The sequence below is a fragment of the Pedobacter jamesrossensis genome (assembly GCF_042650905.1).
GTDB classification, from domain to species: Bacteria; Bacteroidota; Bacteroidia; order Sphingobacteriales; family Sphingobacteriaceae; genus Pedobacter; species Pedobacter jamesrossensis.
This window is the reverse complement of record NZ_JBHSBY010000028.1, coordinates 1-16,496: the sequence shown is the minus strand read 5'-3', so window position 1 is coordinate 16,496 and position 16,496 is coordinate 1. Positions and strand designations below refer to the sequence as shown.

Annotated in this window: 12 protein-coding genes; 7 read left to right on the top strand and 5 right to left on the bottom strand. The window is 37.7% G+C overall.

Annotation, left to right across the window (positions count from 1 at the left end; all coding sequences use genetic code 11):
- Positions 1-196 precede the first annotated feature (196 nt).
- The 5 genes from ACFOUY_RS04480 (at position 197) to ACFOUY_RS04460 (ending at position 6,414) form a co-directional block, all read left to right on the top strand.
- Positions 197-874: a SusC/RagA family TonB-linked outer membrane protein gene (locus ACFOUY_RS04480; RefSeq protein ID WP_378959260.1), complete on the top strand. Its 678-nt coding sequence runs from the start codon at positions 197-199 to the stop codon at positions 872-874.
- Between the two features lie 6 nt (positions 875-880).
- Entirely contained in the window at positions 881-2,350 is a 1,470-nt protein-coding gene (locus tag ACFOUY_RS04475; RefSeq protein WP_378959259.1) for a RagB/SusD family nutrient uptake outer membrane protein, read from the top strand.
- A gap of 103 nt (positions 2,351-2,453) precedes the next feature.
- A complete protein-coding gene (locus ACFOUY_RS04470) occupies positions 2,454-3,815 on the top strand; it encodes an alpha-amylase family glycosyl hydrolase (RefSeq protein WP_378959258.1) in 1,362 nt (453 codons plus the stop codon).
- A gap of 24 nt (positions 3,816-3,839) precedes the next feature.
- A complete protein-coding gene (locus ACFOUY_RS04465; protein WP_378959257.1) occupies positions 3,840-5,678 on the top strand; it encodes a glycoside hydrolase family 13 protein in 1,839 nt (612 codons plus the stop codon).
- Between the two features lie 313 nt (positions 5,679-5,991).
- Positions 5,992-6,414, top strand: coding sequence for a nuclear transport factor 2 family protein (locus ACFOUY_RS04460; RefSeq protein WP_378959256.1), 423 nt, complete (start codon positions 5,992-5,994; stop codon positions 6,412-6,414).
- A 50-nt stretch (positions 6,415-6,464) separates the two neighbouring features.
- On the opposite strand, the gene ACFOUY_RS04455 is transcribed toward ACFOUY_RS04460, so the two are convergent.
- The 3 genes from ACFOUY_RS04455 to ACFOUY_RS04445 form a co-directional block, all read right to left on the bottom strand.
- Positions 6,465-6,869: a hypothetical protein gene (locus ACFOUY_RS04455; RefSeq protein ID WP_378959255.1), complete on the bottom strand. Its 405-nt coding sequence runs from the start codon at positions 6,867-6,869 to the stop codon at positions 6,465-6,467.
- Positions 6,870-6,973: 104 nt separating this feature from the next.
- Positions 6,974-9,538, bottom strand: a complete 2,565-nt coding sequence (gene topA / locus ACFOUY_RS04450; protein WP_378959254.1) for a type I DNA topoisomerase — start codon at positions 9,536-9,538, stop codon at positions 6,974-6,976.
- A gap of 132 nt (positions 9,539-9,670) precedes the next feature.
- On the bottom strand, positions 9,671-10,741 hold the full coding sequence (locus ACFOUY_RS04445) for a serine hydrolase domain-containing protein (RefSeq protein WP_378959253.1): 1,071 nt from the start codon (positions 10,739-10,741) through the stop codon (positions 9,671-9,673).
- Positions 10,742-10,936: 195 nt separating this feature from the next.
- Between ACFOUY_RS04445 and ACFOUY_RS04440 the strand changes: the two genes are divergently transcribed.
- Positions 10,937-11,452, top strand: a complete 516-nt coding sequence (locus ACFOUY_RS04440; RefSeq protein ID WP_378959252.1) for a glutathione peroxidase — start codon at positions 10,937-10,939, stop codon at positions 11,450-11,452.
- A 74-nt stretch (positions 11,453-11,526) separates the two neighbouring features.
- Here ACFOUY_RS04440 and aqpZ read toward each other — a convergent pair whose 3' ends face one another.
- Both aqpZ and mnmA read right to left on the bottom strand, forming a co-directional pair.
- Complete coding sequence (gene aqpZ / locus ACFOUY_RS04435; RefSeq protein ID WP_378959251.1) at positions 11,527-12,234, bottom strand: aquaporin Z; 708 nt, start codon at positions 12,232-12,234, stop codon at positions 11,527-11,529.
- A gap of 176 nt (positions 12,235-12,410) precedes the next feature.
- Complete coding sequence (gene mnmA / locus ACFOUY_RS04430; RefSeq protein WP_378959250.1) at positions 12,411-13,502, bottom strand: tRNA 2-thiouridine(34) synthase MnmA; 1,092 nt, start codon at positions 13,500-13,502, stop codon at positions 12,411-12,413.
- 186 nt (positions 13,503-13,688) lie between these two features.
- Here mnmA and ACFOUY_RS04425 point away from each other — a divergent pair, with 186 nt between their 5' ends.
- Positions 13,689-15,974 (top strand): GH92 family glycosyl hydrolase, encoded by a 2,286-nt coding sequence (locus ACFOUY_RS04425; RefSeq protein ID WP_378959249.1) that lies wholly within the window; start codon positions 13,689-13,691, stop codon positions 15,972-15,974.
- The last annotated feature ends 522 nt before the right edge of the window (positions 15,975-16,496 follow it).

The window sequence follows — 16,496 nt, the reverse complement described above, 5'->3', positions numbered from 1 at the left end:
AAGAGTGTTTTAATACACCATTAAAATACAAAAAAGGGAGCAGAAAACATAGTTTCTAACTCCCTTTTTTAAACAATTTTATGGGTGGACTTTTTCAGTGCCCTCTATTCAGGGAAGGGGAGTTGAAATGGCTTTGAGTTATGATCTTATAAATAATGGCTCAACCCGTTTGAGTTTGGGTGGAAATGTTACCCTAATGGATTCGAAAGTTTTAAACCTGAGTGGCTCACTTAACGGCGTACCCCTTATCACGAACAACGTTGGTTATGGAGGACAGAATGCCTATTTGGTTGTGGGTCAGCCGATCGGTTCATTTTACATCCTTCAGCACTTAGGTGTAGGCGCAAATGGTGCAGAAACAATTGTTGATCAGGATGGTAACGGAAGAATTGATGCTGGTGCAACCAGCCCTGATAGAATATTTGCAGGACAGGCGCAACCTAAGTATAATTTTGCTTTTACACCAAGTTTTAGCTACAAAAACTTCGATGCCTCGTTAATGGTTCGCGGTTCGGGCGGCAACAAACTCTTTAATACGCTGCGTTCTAACTTAAGCTTTCTCGAAAATTTAGGTAAATCCAATTTGCTTGCCAGTGCAATAACCGACAATATGTTTACCTCTGCTTTTCCACTAGCGTCTGATTATTGGCTTGAAGATGGTAAATTCATTCGCCTTGAAAATGTGAATCTGGGCTATAGAATTCCGACAGCAAAATCGAAACACATCAGTGCATTGCGCTTTTCTCTTACCGGTCAAAATTTGTGGCTAATTACTAAATACTCCGGAATCGATCCTGAGCAAACTGGCGGAGATAACGGGATTTACCCAAGGGTTAGAAATTTTGCGTTAGGGCTGAACATTATCTTAAAATAAAAAATCATGAAAAAGCTAATTTTATATATACTAACTACAGGGCTTTGCGTGCAAGGTTGCACCAAGGTTGATGAAAATGTTTATGACAAGTACACTGCAGATCAGTTTTATGCAGATCCCAAAGGACCAGATATTGCGCTAGCCAGCGTATATGCCCGTATGCCTCAGTTCGGTGGGGGAGATAACGGATATTACGACACCAACAACATGTGTACTGATGAACAGGTTGTACCGCACCGGGTGAGTGGAGACTGGGGGCCAGAAAATGCTTATTTATACACCCGTACATGGACACCTACACTTGGTCAAATCAATACCACCTGGAATGCCTGCTATAATTCTATTTACTTAGCAAATCTGGCGGTTGATCAATTAGTAAAAGCAAATGCACCAGCTGCCAAGGTTTCTGAGGTAAAAATACTCAGAGCCTGGTTCTACTATTTATTGATTGATGATTTTGGAGATGTTCCATTTTATACGGATAATAACATTACAACAGCCCAGTTAAAAACCCAAACCCGAACGCAAATATTCAATTGGATTGTTGGGGAGATTACGGCGAATGCTGATTTACTTCCAGAAACTAAAGGCGGTGTTTTTTACGGACGCTTTAACAAATGGGCAGCATATACATTTCTTGCAAAAATGTACTTAAATGCGGGTGTGTATACCGGAACGCCTAAATGGGCAGAGTGTTTAGCTGCCTGCACTAAAGTAGCTACAGGAGGATATACACTTCATCCGGGCACTGCCAATGCTTCCAGTCCGCTTGGAAACCGCTATTACGAACTTTTTGGAGATGTATGTCCAGATGATGAAACCATTTTAGCGATTTGGTTGAAAAGAAATGTAATTGGAAATAATGTACTCGCTTTAAGAAGTGTTAACGGGCCAAATGGTCTTGCTATGTTTGGCTTTTCGGGCTGGAACGGAACAATCGTTCCAGAGGAAACCTATAATAAATATGCATCGAATGATATCCGAATCAAACAGTTTTTAATTGGTCCGCAACCTGGCGGCGTAACTTATACGCCAGCAGTAACCTCATTGATTAATCCTGGTGCAGGGGTTACTGCTGGGGTTAGAAATGTAAAGTTTTATCCTGTTGCCCCAAATGATGGTAGTGGTAGTTCAAATGATTTCCCTATTTACCGTTATGCAGATATTCTGTTGATGATAGCAGAATGTAATTTGCGACTTGGGAATGCTTCGGCAGCCAAACCTTTTATCGATCAGGTAAGGGTAAGGGCAGGACTTGCCCCACTGGCAGCAAACCCAACTCTGGAGCAAATTTATGATGAACGAGGTTTTGAATTAAACTGGGAAGGTCACCGCCGACAGGATATGATAAGATTTGGCACCTTTACCCTTGGCCATGGCTTAGTTCCTGCAGTAGATGCGCACTGGCAGCTTTTCCCAATCCCAACTGCAGCAATGAATGCAAATCCAAATTTGAAACAAAACCCAGGTTATTAACCTAAATTCACTTGCATGCTCAAAAAGACAATTTAATTTTCTTTTTGAGCTGCTAAATTTTTTACAGACTTAGCACGGTAATCCTCAATTTAAGAATATGAAAATGAATAAAATATTTTCTTTCCTCGCAATACAAATATTGGTATGTCACTTTACTACAGAAGAGGCCGTTGCGCAGCAAAATTTTAAATATCCCCAACAATATGGAACACCATATAGCAGGGTGCCTGATCGGCGTGACGTAACTCTTTACCAGGTAAATACTCGATCGTTTAGCGAAAAGGGTGATTTTGCAGGCGTTACCGCAAGATTGGATTCAATAAAAGCCCTAGGTGTAAATGTGATTTATTTAATGCCCATTTATCCAATTGGCAAACTTAAGTCTGCAAATTCACCTTATGCAACCCAAAACTATGATGAAGTAGGAGAGGAATTTGGAACGCTCAACGATTTGAGAGATTTGGTTGATGGTGCACACAAACGAAAAATTGCGGTTATGCTGGATATCGTTGCCAACCATACCTCTTGGGATCATCCCTGGATATCGAAAAAGGATTGGTATGTACAAGACAGCACCGGAAATATTAAATATCCGGAAACCTGGAAAGATGTTGCGCAATTAAATTTTAAAAATCCTGAGTTGAGGCAAACGCTTATACAGTCGATGAAATCATGGGTTTATAAGGCAAATATTGACGGCTTTAGATGTGATTATGCAGACGGACCACCTCTTGATTTTTGGAAGCAGGTAAATGATAGCCTTAAAACAATTAAATCGCATAAATTACTCATGCTTGCTGAGGGAGGGAGTTCTAAATACTTTAGCGCTGGGTTTGACTATACATTTGGTTTCAGTTATTTCGGAAATCTCAAAAATATCTATGCGAAAAACAAATCAGTTACCTCTATTGATGCTTTAAACGAGCGGGAGTTTAGTGGCGCTGCCGAAGGACAGGCTGTAGTAAGGTATCTAACCAATCATGATGTTAATAGTTCGGATGGTACCCCGTTAGATTTGTTTGGCGGACAAAAAGGATCAATGGCTGCATTTGCCGTGATTGCCTATGGAAAGGGTATTCCGATGGTTTACAACGGTCAGGAAGTAGCAACACCGTACAGGTTAAGCTTTCCTTTTACCGGCAGGAAAATCGACTGGACATTGAGCGTTTCTAATCAACAGGTAACTCAGGAATACAAAAAAATAATTGCCTTTCGCAATCAAAGTGAGGTGGTTAGAAGAGGTACGATAAAATCATATAGTAACGATGATATTTGCGTTTTTACAAAAGAGCTGGGAGGAAAAAAAGTTTTAGTGCTTTCCAATCTTCGAGCTAAGGCTTCTACATTTTCATTGCCTGCAGACTTATCAAATTCTAAATGGGAAGATGCCTTTACCAAAAACAAAACCAATCTTTCTAATCAAATCAGTTTAGAACCGTTTCAATACCTCGTATTAAAAAATTAAGTTCAGTTCAAAATCAAATCTGTTATGTACAAAAAAATAATTTATCTACTGCTTGTTTTAATCTTATTCCAGGTTGGTGGTGCCCTGGCGGCAATTACCGTTTCTCGAGTAGAACCGGCAAACTGGTGGACTGGGATGAAAAAATCTGAATTTCAGATTTTGGTTTATGGTCCGGGTATCGGGAAATCGAAGGTCACCCTAAATTATCCTGGGGTTTCCTTGAGGGAAGCTGCAACTGTTGAAAATCCAAACTATTTGTTCCTTTATGTTAACGTAGGTAAAAACGCAAAGGCGGGAAACCTGCCAATAACTTTTAGTAATGGGGGTGAAAAGTTTGTTTATTCTTATCCCCTTAAAAATAGAACCGATAAAAGTGGCGCTTTGGGATTTGATGCTTCTGATGTGTTGTACCTGATTACTCCCGATAGGTTTGCAAACGGCAATCCATCTAATGACAACCTGGATAGTGTTTTAATTAATCGAAATAGCCCAAATGCCCGTCATGGCGGAGATTATCAGGGGGTAAGCGAAAAGCTTGATTATATCAAAGATTTAGGAATGACTACGGTTTGGTTAAATCCAATTCAGGAAAACAGAATGAGGGGAGGTTCTTATCATGGTTATGCAATAACTGATTTTTACCAATCTGATCCTCGGTTTGGAAGTAATGAAGAATTTAGAGAATTGACTAAATCCACCCATGACAAAGGCATGAAAATGGTGATGGATATGGTACTTAATCATTGCGGAAGTTCTCATTGGTGGATGAAAGATTTGCCATCAAAGGATTGGATTAATAACAATGGAGTTTTTCTGCAAACCAATCATGCAACTGTTTCTGTAATGGATGTTCATGCCGCTGAGAGCGAAAGAAATACTTTTCTTAACGGATGGTTTACCCGTGGAATGCCCGATCTTAATCAGCGTAATCCACATCTGGCAACTTACTTAATCGAAAACAGCATCTGGTGGATTGAATATGCTCGAATAGATGGAATTCGTCAAGATACTTATTCGTATATGGATTTTGATTTTTTGGCTCGGTGGAATAAAGAAGTGTATGATGAGTATCCCCAGTTTAATATCGTAGGAGAAACATGGTACAACAAGAAAACATCGCCGGCATGGTGGCAAGGGAATTCTGCCTTGAGTAATAAAAATTCAAACTTGAAAACACCTATGGATTTTTCTTTAACATTTGCTATGCAGAAAGCTTTTGATGGAAAAGCCGATAATGGCTACCTCGGTGATTTGTTTGAAGATATTGCTCAGGATTTTGTGTATGCTGATCCTTATAATGTAATGACCTTTCTGGATAATCACGATCTGGGTAGGTTCAGTAGGAAAGAGGATGAAGATTTAAAGCGCTACAAACAGGGACTGGCTTTTTTACTAACAATGAGGGGAATTCCTCAAATATATTATGGTACAGAAGTGCTAATGACAGGAACCAAGGAAGATGGAGATGGAAAATTACGTGTAGACTTTCCAGGTGGCTGGAAAGAGGATAAAGTAGACCAATTTTCTAAAACAGGAAGAAGTGAGATTCAAAACGAGGCCTGGACTTATCTTCAAAAACTGCTTCAGTGGAGGAAAACTAATCTGGCGGTAACCAAAGGTAAGATGATTCATTATGCACCTAAAAATGGAATATATGTATACGGCCGGATAAAAGACGATGCAAGAGTAATTGTGATCATCAACAGCTCTTTAAAGGAGCAGAATGTGCCAATGGATCGTTTTTCGGATATAATAGGTGTATTCACCAAAGGTAAAGATGTACTAAGTGGAAAAGTGATAGAATTAGATAAGCAAATCAGCATATCAGCCAAGGGAGAATATATTTTAGAGCTTGGTAAATGATTTTTTTGAAAATATAGCTTTTCTGTGTTTTGGATAATTGCAAAATAAATATAAATCCGAAGTTTATTTAAATTTGGTTAAAACTAAGGCGTTGCTGGATGGCATGCCTTTGTTTTTAAATTAAATGTATCAACGTGCACTGGGTTTATCACATGATTGCTATTACAAAACTTAGTAGAACCGTATTTAAAAGTTTTCGATTATGCTCAGAATCCAGATTAAAAAAAATATTTAAGCACAAACCTTAAATTTTTCATTTGTTCCTTTAAAATCATTTGGATAAGTTTACAATCTAAACCCAATTCAACCAGATATGATTAAGATACTATTGATTTTTTCGAGCCTGATTTTAACTGTTAATTTGGCTTTTGGTCAGAAAGCAGAAGTAGAAGAGGCTGTAACCCAACTCACCAAATTAATGGTTACCCCTGATAGTGCAGTATTAGATAAACTAATTCTTAATAATTTAAGTTATGGTCACTCAAGTGGAAAAGTACAGACTAAGCAAGAATTTATGCATGCTCTGTTATCAGGAGAATCTGATTTTGTAGATATTAATTTAACCGACCAGACTGTAATCGTTCAAAATAAAACTGCTTTGGTTCGTCATACATTAAATGCAAAAACTAACGATAAAAATGTACCTGGAAATGTGAAATTGTATATTTTGCTAATTTGGAGTAAAGAAAAAGCTGGTTGGAAATTGCTTGGCAGACAAGCGGTTAAGGTGCCTTAGTTTTAGTATCCATAAGGCTGAAATAAATACAAAGTTACGAATACCCAAACCTATTTAATCATCACTCCAGGTCTGTTAACCAGCGGAATTTTTATTAAATTAGTATCGACGATGCTTTCAGGCAGGAAGATAAATTTCTTATCGTAAATTGTAGAACCGATATAATAACTTAACCAATATTCATTTGTTAAGCCAAAAACCTCAGGGTCAATCGCTTCAACGCCCTTAAAATCTTGCGCCTTCATATCACCAACAAAATGTCTTAAAACAGAAGTTTTAACCTGCTTACCATCTTTTTCGCCATAACCTTTCGAGCTAATTAAAACATTGGTAATTGGTTCGTTTTTTAAGTTAACAAGGTAAACTGTCCAGTTTTTTACTTCCGGCGTTTCACTCATCAACACAACAGCCATCGCAATGTCTTCAACTGTATTTTCTGGTAAATCAGCTTTCATACCCCAAACCCCCTTAAGGGGCTATATTTGATTTAAACTATATACATATTTCACTAACCTCAACTTTAAATTTGCTTTAAAGAAGCCCCTTTAGGGGTTTGAGGTTATTTTTTCTTCGCTACAACCTTTTTAGCAGCTGGAGCTTTCTTTTTGGCAGGTGCTTTCTTTTTTGTTTCGAAAGCATTTGGTACTTGCTCAACAATCATTTTCTTTACCACATCCAAATCGATATCAACCAATTCTTCAGGAGTATACTTTTGTTTAGTTGCGTCGTTGTTTCTTAATTTAAGCATTAATTTACCGAAACGGATAAAAGCACCCCAACGACCATTTTCGATCGAGATTTTCTCTTCATCCCAGGTTTTAATGTAACGATTTGCTTCTTTTTCTACCTTTTTGCCTATCAGAGTATCAATATCCTCTTGCGATAAATTATCGAAATCGTAACCTTTTGCCGGGATATTAATAAACAAATCGTTCCATTTAATAAAAGGGCCAAAACGACCTTTACCTTTAGTAACGCCTAAACCTTGGTAATGCGCAATTGGCGCATCATCATCCATTTTCTGTTTAATAATTTCTACAGCTCTCTCATAGGTTACAGCCAAAGGCTCTTCGTTTTTAGGAAGAGAAATAAAGCTTTCGCCCCATTTCACATAAGGTCCGAAACGGCCAACACCAATCATCACCTCTTTGCCTTCAAAATCTGGTAAGGAAAAAGGAAGTTTAAACAATTCTAAAGCATCTTCCAGTTGGATAGTTGCAACAGACTGGCTACGCATTAAACTAGCATAACGTGGTTTTTCTTCTTCATCAAGCTCCCCAATTTGTACTAATGGGCCGAATTTACCAACCTTAGTATAAACGTTTTTGCCAGTTGCAGGGTCTAAACCAAGCAGCCTTTCGCCGGTAGCACGTTCAGCAGTTTCTAAAGTATTTTCAACCTCTAAGTGGAAAGGATTATAGAATGAGTGCAGCATTTTAGTCCACTCTTGTAAACCTTGCGCAATTTCATCAAATTCTTTTTCTACTTTGGCCGTGAAATTAAAATCTACAATTCCCTTGAAGTGTTCAACTAAGAAATCATTTACTACTTCACCAATATCCGTCGGGAAAAGCTTTTGTTTCTCTGCACCTGTAATCTCACTTTTTATATCTTTATTAACCGTTCCGTTTGCTAAAACGATAGCTGTAAATTTACGTTGTTTACCATCTCTATCTTCTTTAACCACATAACCTCGGTTTTGAACAGTAGAAATGGTTGGCGCATAAGTAGATGGACGACCTATACCCAACTCTTCTAATTTCTTAACTAAACTGGCCTCTGTATATCTTGCCGGCGGACGAGAATAACGCTCTGTTGCCTGCATTTCATTTAAGAATAACTCTTGTCCTTTTGCCAAAGGAGGTAGGATAGAACCGCCCTCTTTTTCTTCTGCCTCTTCATCATCTGTAGATTCTAAATAAACTTTTAGGAAACCGTCGAATTTTAATACTTCACCCTCAGCAACTAGATGTTCTTTTCTGGTTGATGCTGTAATTTGAGCAGTTGTTTTTTCGAATAAAGCTTCGCTCATTTGCGATGCGATAGAACGTTTCCAGATTAAATCGTACAAACGCTTCTCTGAAACATCTCCATCAACCGTGTGTCTGTCAAAATAGGTTGGACGAATCGCCTCGTGAGCCTCTTGCGCACCAGCCGATTTCGTTTTATATTTTCTTGGCTGATGATATTGCTTACCATAAGCCGATTTAATTTCTTGTTCAGCTGCTGCCAAAGCCATATCGGATAGGTTTACCGAATCCGTTCTCATGTACGTAATCTTTCCTGCCTCGTACAATCTTTGTGCAACCTGCATGGTTCTGGCAACCGAGAAGCCTAATTTTCTAGATGCTTCTTGCTGTAACGTTGAAGTGGTAAAAGGCGCAGCCGGATTACGTTTTGCCGGTTTAGTTTCTAAACTGGTTATATCGAATTTTGCTGTAGCACAATCTTGTAAATATTTTTCTGCATCAGCTTCGCTCTCGAAACGTTGTGGCAATTCTGCTTTAACAACTTCTTTGCCTTTTCCGGTAGAAAATTGTGCTGTTATTTTATAAGCTGCCGCCGCATTAAATTGCTGTACTTCTCTTTCCCTATCAACAATTAAACGCACCGCTACCGATTGTACACGGCCTGCAGAAAGCGATGGCTTTACTTTTTTCCATAAAACAGGAGAAAGTTCGAAACCTACTAATCTATCTAAAACCCGACGGGCTTGCTGTGCGTTTACTAAATTATAATCTATATCTCTTGGACTATCAATAGCTTTTAAAATTGCTGGTTTTGTAATTTCATGGAAAACAATACGTTTGGTTTTCTCTGCTTTAAGGCCTAAAGTTTCGAATAAGTGCCAAGAAATTGCCTCTCCCTCGCGGTCCTCATCGGATGCTAGCCATACCATTTCGGCCTCCTTAGCTAGTTTTTTCAATTCGGCAACCATACTTTTCTTATCGGCAGGCACCTCGTAGGTTTGGGCAAAATTGTTTTTAATATCAATAGCCATGTCTCCTTTGGCCAAATCCCGAATGTGGCCGTAGCTAGACTTCACAAGGAAATCTTTGCCTAAATAGCCTTCAATAGTTTTAGCTTTTGCGGGTGACTCGACGATTAATAAGTTTTTGGCCATGAAATACGATTTTGTGCAAATAAAGCTATAATTAAAGTATAAATCCAAACCTGAGTAAAATTTTATACAATTTTATTATTAAATTTTATAAAATTTTGCCCTAAAAACGGTTGGAATACTTTCTATTTATACTTAATTTATCACTGCATTTATTTTTTGCCAGAGTGCATTATCAAAACCTGAAACAGTAAAAGATGGATTAGAGGAATCTGAAGCATTACCCATTCTTACTACAACCATATTCTTACTAGGTATTACGTATATACGCTGGTCTGAGGCGCCCATTGCCGCGTACATATCACTTGGAGCGCTAGAAACCAAAACGCCCTGAAAAACATTTTGACTGCCGGGAACCATATAGGTGCTTTTACCATTTAACCACCATAAATATCCATAAGATGGATTTATATTTTGTGATGTTTTTATGCTCTCTGAAAAAAATGATTTATTTATAATTTGTTCTTTATTCCATTCTCCATTATTTAAGGCAAGCAAACCAAATTTTGCCATACTTCTGGTATTGCTGTTGTAAATTTTAAAAATAAGGCCGTCATCCCAAAAACCATCCATGCCAATTTTATTTTTTATTTTAGCATTGAAATAGCTTTCGTAAGTCTGTTTGCTGGCTGCAGAAACGACATCCATAAGTTTCTGGAAAACATTTGCGTATGCCCAGCGTGTTCCGGCATCTGCTACATAAGTTAATTTAGATTTTACCACAAGCTCACTGCTTTCATCTAAACCAGAGGTCATGGTGAGCAAATGTTTTACTGTAATTAAATTTTCTTTTTCCGTTGGCTCGCTGGTCCAGCCCGAACCTAAATACTGAGCAGCCGAATTATTTATATTCAATAGGTTTTCTTGCTGTGCTATGCTCGTTGTAGCAGACACTAAAGTTTTACCCGCACTGTTCCATTGCCAGGTAGCGTCTTTGGTATGACCATTAAAATATTCTTCTAACACAATTCTTCCGTTTATGAGAATCATAAAAGATTTAGAATTCTTCTCTGCCAAAAACTTTTTTAAGTCTTCAATGGCGCTTTGTTTCCATCCAAGACTCGAAATAGATTTTGTTTCCCACTCCGCATTATTTGTAGGGAAATACATTTGTTCTGGGCTTGTTGGTGCTGGGGTATCAATTCCTTTTTTACAACTAAAAAATGACACCATAACAAGAAGTAATAATAGTCTGTTTTTTTTCATAAGAGTAAGGTTTTCTTGTCATTAGGACATCGATTCTTAACTTAGGTTTAATTAATGCCGATGAAAAAATAACCAAAAATATTGCAGCATTACTCTGATTTTAAAAATGGAATAAAATAATTCATTGTATTATTTACAGCAACATTACGATTGCGAAAACTATTTGTACCTATATTCGTATATAAAATAAAAAAAATGATAAGCACAATTTTAATCCTACTAAACTTTTTGGTTCCAACACCGCCAAAAAACGTTTACGATTTCAGCTTCAAAACGATTGACGGCAAAGAAATCAAACTATCGAAATTTAAAGGCAAGAAAATTATGATAGTTAACACCGCTTCGAAATGTGGCTTTACGCCTCAATACGAAGACTTGGAAAAACTTCAAAAGCAATACGGTAAAAAAGTGGTTTTAATTGGTTTCCCGGCAGGTAATTTCGGTGGGCAAGAATTTTCTACCAATGCCGAGATTAAAGAATTTTGTACTGGAAAATACAATGTTTCATTTATGCTTGCTGAAAAAAGTAGTGTAAAAGGCGATGATATTAGCCCTTTGTTTAAGTATTTAACTACGCAAACTAACACAGAGGAACAAGGTGATATTAAATGGAATTTTGAGAAATTCTTAATTAACGAAAAAGGGGAGTTGGTTCATCGTTTCCGTTCGAAAACTAAGCCTATGGATGAGGCGATTGTAAAGAATCTATAAGTTTTTTTGAAAGGCAGATGGTTTAAAGGCGGATGGAAAACCTTTCACCTTACACCTATCTGCCTTTTACCTTTTTAGTTTTTCTCTAAAACTGTTTTCCAAACTACTGCGCTTAAAATAGCACCAACAACTGGAGCAAGCATAAACATCCAAACTTGTTTTAGCGCCTCACCACCTGCTAATACTGCAGGCCCGATACTACGTGCTGGGTTTACGGAAACACCAGTAATTTTAATTCCAACAATGTGAATTAAAACCAATGAAAGCCCTATTGCCAAACCTGCAAAACCACCATTAATATTTTTTGTAGAAGTAGAACCAAAAATCACCAATAAGAAAATGAATGTAAAAACAGCTTCGGCTATAAATGCCGCAGTAGTATTGTATTCATCTAAATAACCAGTTCCCCAACCATTTGAGCCTAAAGCCCACGGTTTCATTTCAAAACCAGGATGGTTACTTACGATAAGGTATAATAATCCTGCGCCTGCAATAGCACCCAAAATTTGTGCTACAATATAATATGCTGCTTCGCCTGCTTTCATTCTGCCAGCTACAACCATACCTATGGAAATTGCAGGATTAATGTGACAACCGGAAATATGTCCAATTGCATAAGCCATTGCCACCACAGATAGGCCGAACGCGAAAGAAATACCGAGCAACCCAACCCCTGTTGTTCCATCTGCACCAGCAATTACGGCGCTGCCGCAACCCATTAAAACTAGTACTAATGTGCCCAGAAATTCGGCAGTGAATTTAGAAAATTTTGATGTTTCCATATAATTTAATGTTTAAGTTTTTTAACTGAATAATTATATAGGGACGATGTTTACATCAAAGTAAAGGAAAAAATATCAATAGATATAGTTTTTAGGAATATTCCTTATCTGGGTATATACAAAAAAATCCCTGCAGTATATCTGCAAGGATTATGTATTTATGTATATTTTGGAGGTTAAACCAAAAAGCCTCCTCCGAGTAAATCGTTACCTTCGTAAAATACAGCAGATTGACCGGGTGCAATTGCAGAAACATTGTGATCGAAAACAACACGCATTCTATCTTTTTCCTGAACAATCGTACTTAACATTCCAGCATCTTTATAACGGATTTTGGTAATAACATCGTTCATTGGTTCTTCAATGCTCGCATATTTTATAAGATTAATATTTCTAACCATTGCCTCGCGACGCTCTAATTCGTCGGCTTTGCCTAAAACAACAGTGTTGCTTTCTGGTAAAATCTGAGTAACAAACATTGGTTCTCCAAACGCTACTCCTAAACCCTTACGCTGGCCTATTGTATAAAATGGATAACCTTTATGCTGGCCAACAACCATTCCGTTGCTTAAAATAAAATTACCGCCGGCAACTCTATCTTCTAGGTCCTCAACTTTATGTTTTAAGAAAGCTCTGTAATCATTATCAGGAACGAAACAAATTTCATAACTCTCTGATTTTTTAGCTAATTCTTCTTGTCCCATATCCAAAGCCATTTGTCTAATTTCAGACTTGGCAAAACTACCTAAAGGAAATTTAGTGCGAGAAAGATTTTCTTGAGAAACGCCCCAAAGCACATAAGATTGGTCTTTGTTTTCGTCTTTTCCTTTAGAAATTACATAACGTCCACTATCTTGCTGACGGATATTTGCATAATGACCAGTTGCTATAAATTCGCAATCGAGTTTATTTGCACGCTTTAATAATGCTTCCCATTTAATGTGGGTATTACATAAAACACACGGGTTTGGTGTTCTTCCCGCAAGGTATTCATCAACAAAATTATCAATTACATAATCTCCAAATTCATCTCTAATGTCAAGAATATAGTGCGGAAAACCATAATTTACAGCAAGTGTACGAGCATCGTTTATGCTATCTAAAGAGCAACAGCCCGTTTCTTTACTACTGCCGCCAGAAGTTGCATAATCCCAGGTTTTCATAGTTAATCCGATAACTTCATAACCCTGCTCGTGTAACATAACTGCTGCTACCGAACTATCAACCCCGCCACTCATGGCTACCAGAATTCTACCGTGTTTGCTCATTTTAAAACTATTGGATGCAAAAATAAGGTTTATTTAGCTGATTTTTTTGAAAGCACGTCAGTCGCTTGTAAAAAGCTAATTGTATTTTTTATGTTGATTAAACGATTTAGTGATATAATTTTTAAAGATTTGCATTAAAATTAATACCTTAGAAATTTCAAAAAATAAGTTAAATTTTAAATTAATATGATTAAAAAATTTATCCTGCCATGCCTTTTATTTTCAGCATTTGCAGTATCTGCGCAACAAAACTTAGTGCAGTATGTTAAACCAATAATCGGCACATCGAAAATGGGGCATACTTACCCAGGGGCTACCGTTCCATTTGGCGCTGTGCAATTAAGCCCCGAAACGGATACATTATCTTACGAGGTTAATGGTAAGTACAATGGCGATGTTTATAAGTATTGTGCTGGTTATAAATATGAAGATAAAACTATAACGGGTTTTAGTCATACACATTTTAGTGGTACTGGTCACTCAGATTTGGGTGATTTTTTAATTATGCCTACTCAAGGTAAGTTGCAGTTAAATCCAGGTACAGCAAGCGATCCAAAATCTGGCTATCGCTCTGCATTTTCTCATGCTAATGAAGTAGGAGAAGCTGGTTATTACAAAGTTAAGTTAGATGATGATAACATTACGGCCGAATTAACTTCTACTACAAGGGTAGGTATGCATCAATATACCTTTCCGAAGTCAGATCAATCGCACATTATTTTGGATTTGATGGCTGGAATTTATAATTACGAAGAAAAAACCGTATGGACTTATGTTCGGGTGGTTAATGATACTTTAATAACGGGTTACCGTCAAACTAATGGTTGGGCAAGAACCAGAACGGTTTATTTTGCAATGAGTTTTTCGAAGCCCTTTAAAAGCTATGGTCGTAAGAGTTATGATGCGAAGCAAGCTTACAGAGGTTTCTGGGGTAAATTTAATCAGGATAAAAACTTCCCGGAAATTGCTGGCAAGAAGCTGAAAATGTATTTCGATTTTGATACCCAAGAAGGTGAAAAGGTTAAAATTAAATTTGCTTTATCTCCGGTAAGTCAGGAAAATGCTTTACAAAATATGCGTGCAGAAATTACTGGATGGGATTTTGATAAAGTTAAAGCACAAGCTCAATCTGCCTGGAATAAGGAATTGAATAAAATACAGATTAGCACTTCAAACGATAATAAAATTAATTTTTATACTGCACTTTACCATGCCTTTATAAATCCAACAACTTATACAGATGTTAATGGAGAATACAAAGGTTTAGACCAAGGCATTCATAAAGCAGATGGTTTTACAAACTATACCACTTTTTCTCTTTGGGATACTTACAGAGCTTTGCATCCATTTTTTAATATTATGCAGCCAAGAAGGAGCAATGATATGGTAAAATCTATGATGGCACATTACGACCAAAGTAGTTTACACATGTTGCCTATTTGGTCGCATTATGCAAATGATAACTGGTGTATGAGTGGTTACCATAGCGTTTCTGTTATTGCTGATGCCATTATTAAAGGAACTTACAATGGTGATGCAAACAAAGCTTTAGATGCTTGCGTTGCAACGGCAAAACATCGCGATTACGAGGGAATTGGATATTATATGGATTTGGGATATATCCCTGCTGATAAAAGTGGAGTGTCTGTTTCCAACAATTTGGAATATTCTTACGATGATTGGGCAATTGCACAATTAGCTAAAAAATTAAACCGTATGGATGTTTATGATGAATTTATTAAACGTTCAAACAATTGGAAAAATAACTGGGATAAAGCATCGGGGTTTATGCGTCCAAAATTAGCCGATGGTACTTTTAAAAAAGAATTTGATCCAAAAGATACCGAAGGACAAGGTTTTATTGAAGGAAACAGCTGGAATTATAGTTTCTTCGTACCGCACGATCCGGCTTCACTTATCGAAGAAATGGGCGGTAAAGCGAAATTTACGACTCGTTTAGATACCTTATTTACGATGCATTTACCCGATGAATTTTTTGCGCACACAGAAGATATTACTCGCGAAGGTATTATTGGAGGTTACGTTCACGGAAATGAACCAGCGCATCATATTGCTTATTTCTACAACTGGACAGATCAACCTTGGAAAACGCAGGCCCAAGTTCGCCATATTTTAAATATGCAATATAAACCAACTGCTGATGGTTTAGGAGGGAATGATGATTGTGGACAAATGAGCGCATGGTATATGTTTTCTTCTTTAGGATTTTATCCGGTTTCTCCAGGCTCAGATGTATATTCTTTGGGAAGCCCTTCGATTAATAATGCTGTTTTGAATTTGGAAAACGGTAAAACTTTCACTGTCGAAGCTATTAAACAGAACGATAAAAATGTTTATGTTGAAAAGGTTGTTTTAAACGGAAAAGAAATTACTAATCATCAAATAAAACATTCGGATATTACAAATGGCGGTAAGTTGACTTTTTATATGTCGGCCAAACCCAAAAAATAAATTAAAAACATTTTAGTATGTAAATCGTCAGCACTATGTTGACGGTTTTTTTGTGTGCGCCGGGCATGGCAATCGACTATAGGGTTAAAGTCCCGAACACGCTTAGCAGTAGGAAGTGTTAGCCAGAGACAAGGGTGTCGTGGGTGACTGCGAATCTGAAGGAAGTCCGCGGCAAATATGGGGGCTTACGAACAGAAACTGTATATGAGGCGGATCTAGTCCGGGTGATGTTGCGCAACAAACAGAAGCCCAATACTGCACGGGGACTATTACGTAGATACAGAGGCCACATCCATAGGAAGTAGATTGTCTTACCCCGGGAGATCTGAATGAGTTCTGTCAAGTGTAAGCGCGATTACAGGAGAGGAAACATTTAGCGGGGACGTTCAATGGCTCAATCAGAAGTCAGCAGCGGTCAGTGTGTCACGAATAAGGTATGGGAATTCCTTAGTGCTGTTTTAATGATGAGGGTTGGCCCCTCGAGATCGGTGTTCAGGCACAGGTCTCAAACCACCTTTATGT

Bases quoted from the DNA above. Each gene is read 5' to 3' on its own strand.
- topA (WP_378959254.1), bottom strand. From the start codon at position 9,538: ATGGCCAAAAACTTATTAATCGTCGAGTCACCCGCAAAAGCTAAAACT.
- mnmA (WP_378959250.1), bottom strand. From the start codon at position 13,502: ATGAGCAAACACGGTAGAATTCTGGTAGCCATGAGTGGCGGGGTTGAT.
- ACFOUY_RS04465 (WP_378959257.1), top strand. From the start codon at position 3,840: ATGTACAAAAAAATAATTTATCTACTGCTTGTTTTAATCTTATTCCAG.
- ACFOUY_RS04440 (WP_378959252.1), top strand. From the start codon at position 10,937: ATGATAAGCACAATTTTAATCCTACTAAACTTTTTGGTTCCAACACCG.
- ACFOUY_RS04475 (WP_378959259.1), top strand. From the start codon at position 881: ATGAAAAAGCTAATTTTATATATACTAACTACAGGGCTTTGCGTGCAA.
- aqpZ (WP_378959251.1), bottom strand. From the start codon at position 12,234: ATGGAAACATCAAAATTTTCTAAATTCACTGCCGAATTTCTGGGCACA.
- ACFOUY_RS04470 (WP_378959258.1), top strand. From the start codon at position 2,454: ATGAATAAAATATTTTCTTTCCTCGCAATACAAATATTGGTATGTCAC.
- ACFOUY_RS04425 (WP_378959249.1), top strand. From the start codon at position 13,689: ATGATTAAAAAATTTATCCTGCCATGCCTTTTATTTTCAGCATTTGCA.
- ACFOUY_RS04445 (WP_378959253.1), bottom strand. From the start codon at position 10,741: ATGAAAAAAAACAGACTATTATTACTTCTTGTTATGGTGTCATTTTTT.
- ACFOUY_RS04460 (WP_378959256.1), top strand. From the start codon at position 5,992: ATGATTAAGATACTATTGATTTTTTCGAGCCTGATTTTAACTGTTAAT.
- ACFOUY_RS04455 (WP_378959255.1), bottom strand. From the start codon at position 6,869: ATGAAAGCTGATTTACCAGAAAATACAGTTGAAGACATTGCGATGGCT.
- ACFOUY_RS04480 (WP_378959260.1), top strand. From the start codon at position 197: ATGGATTCGAAAGTTTTAAACCTGAGTGGCTCACTTAACGGCGTACCC.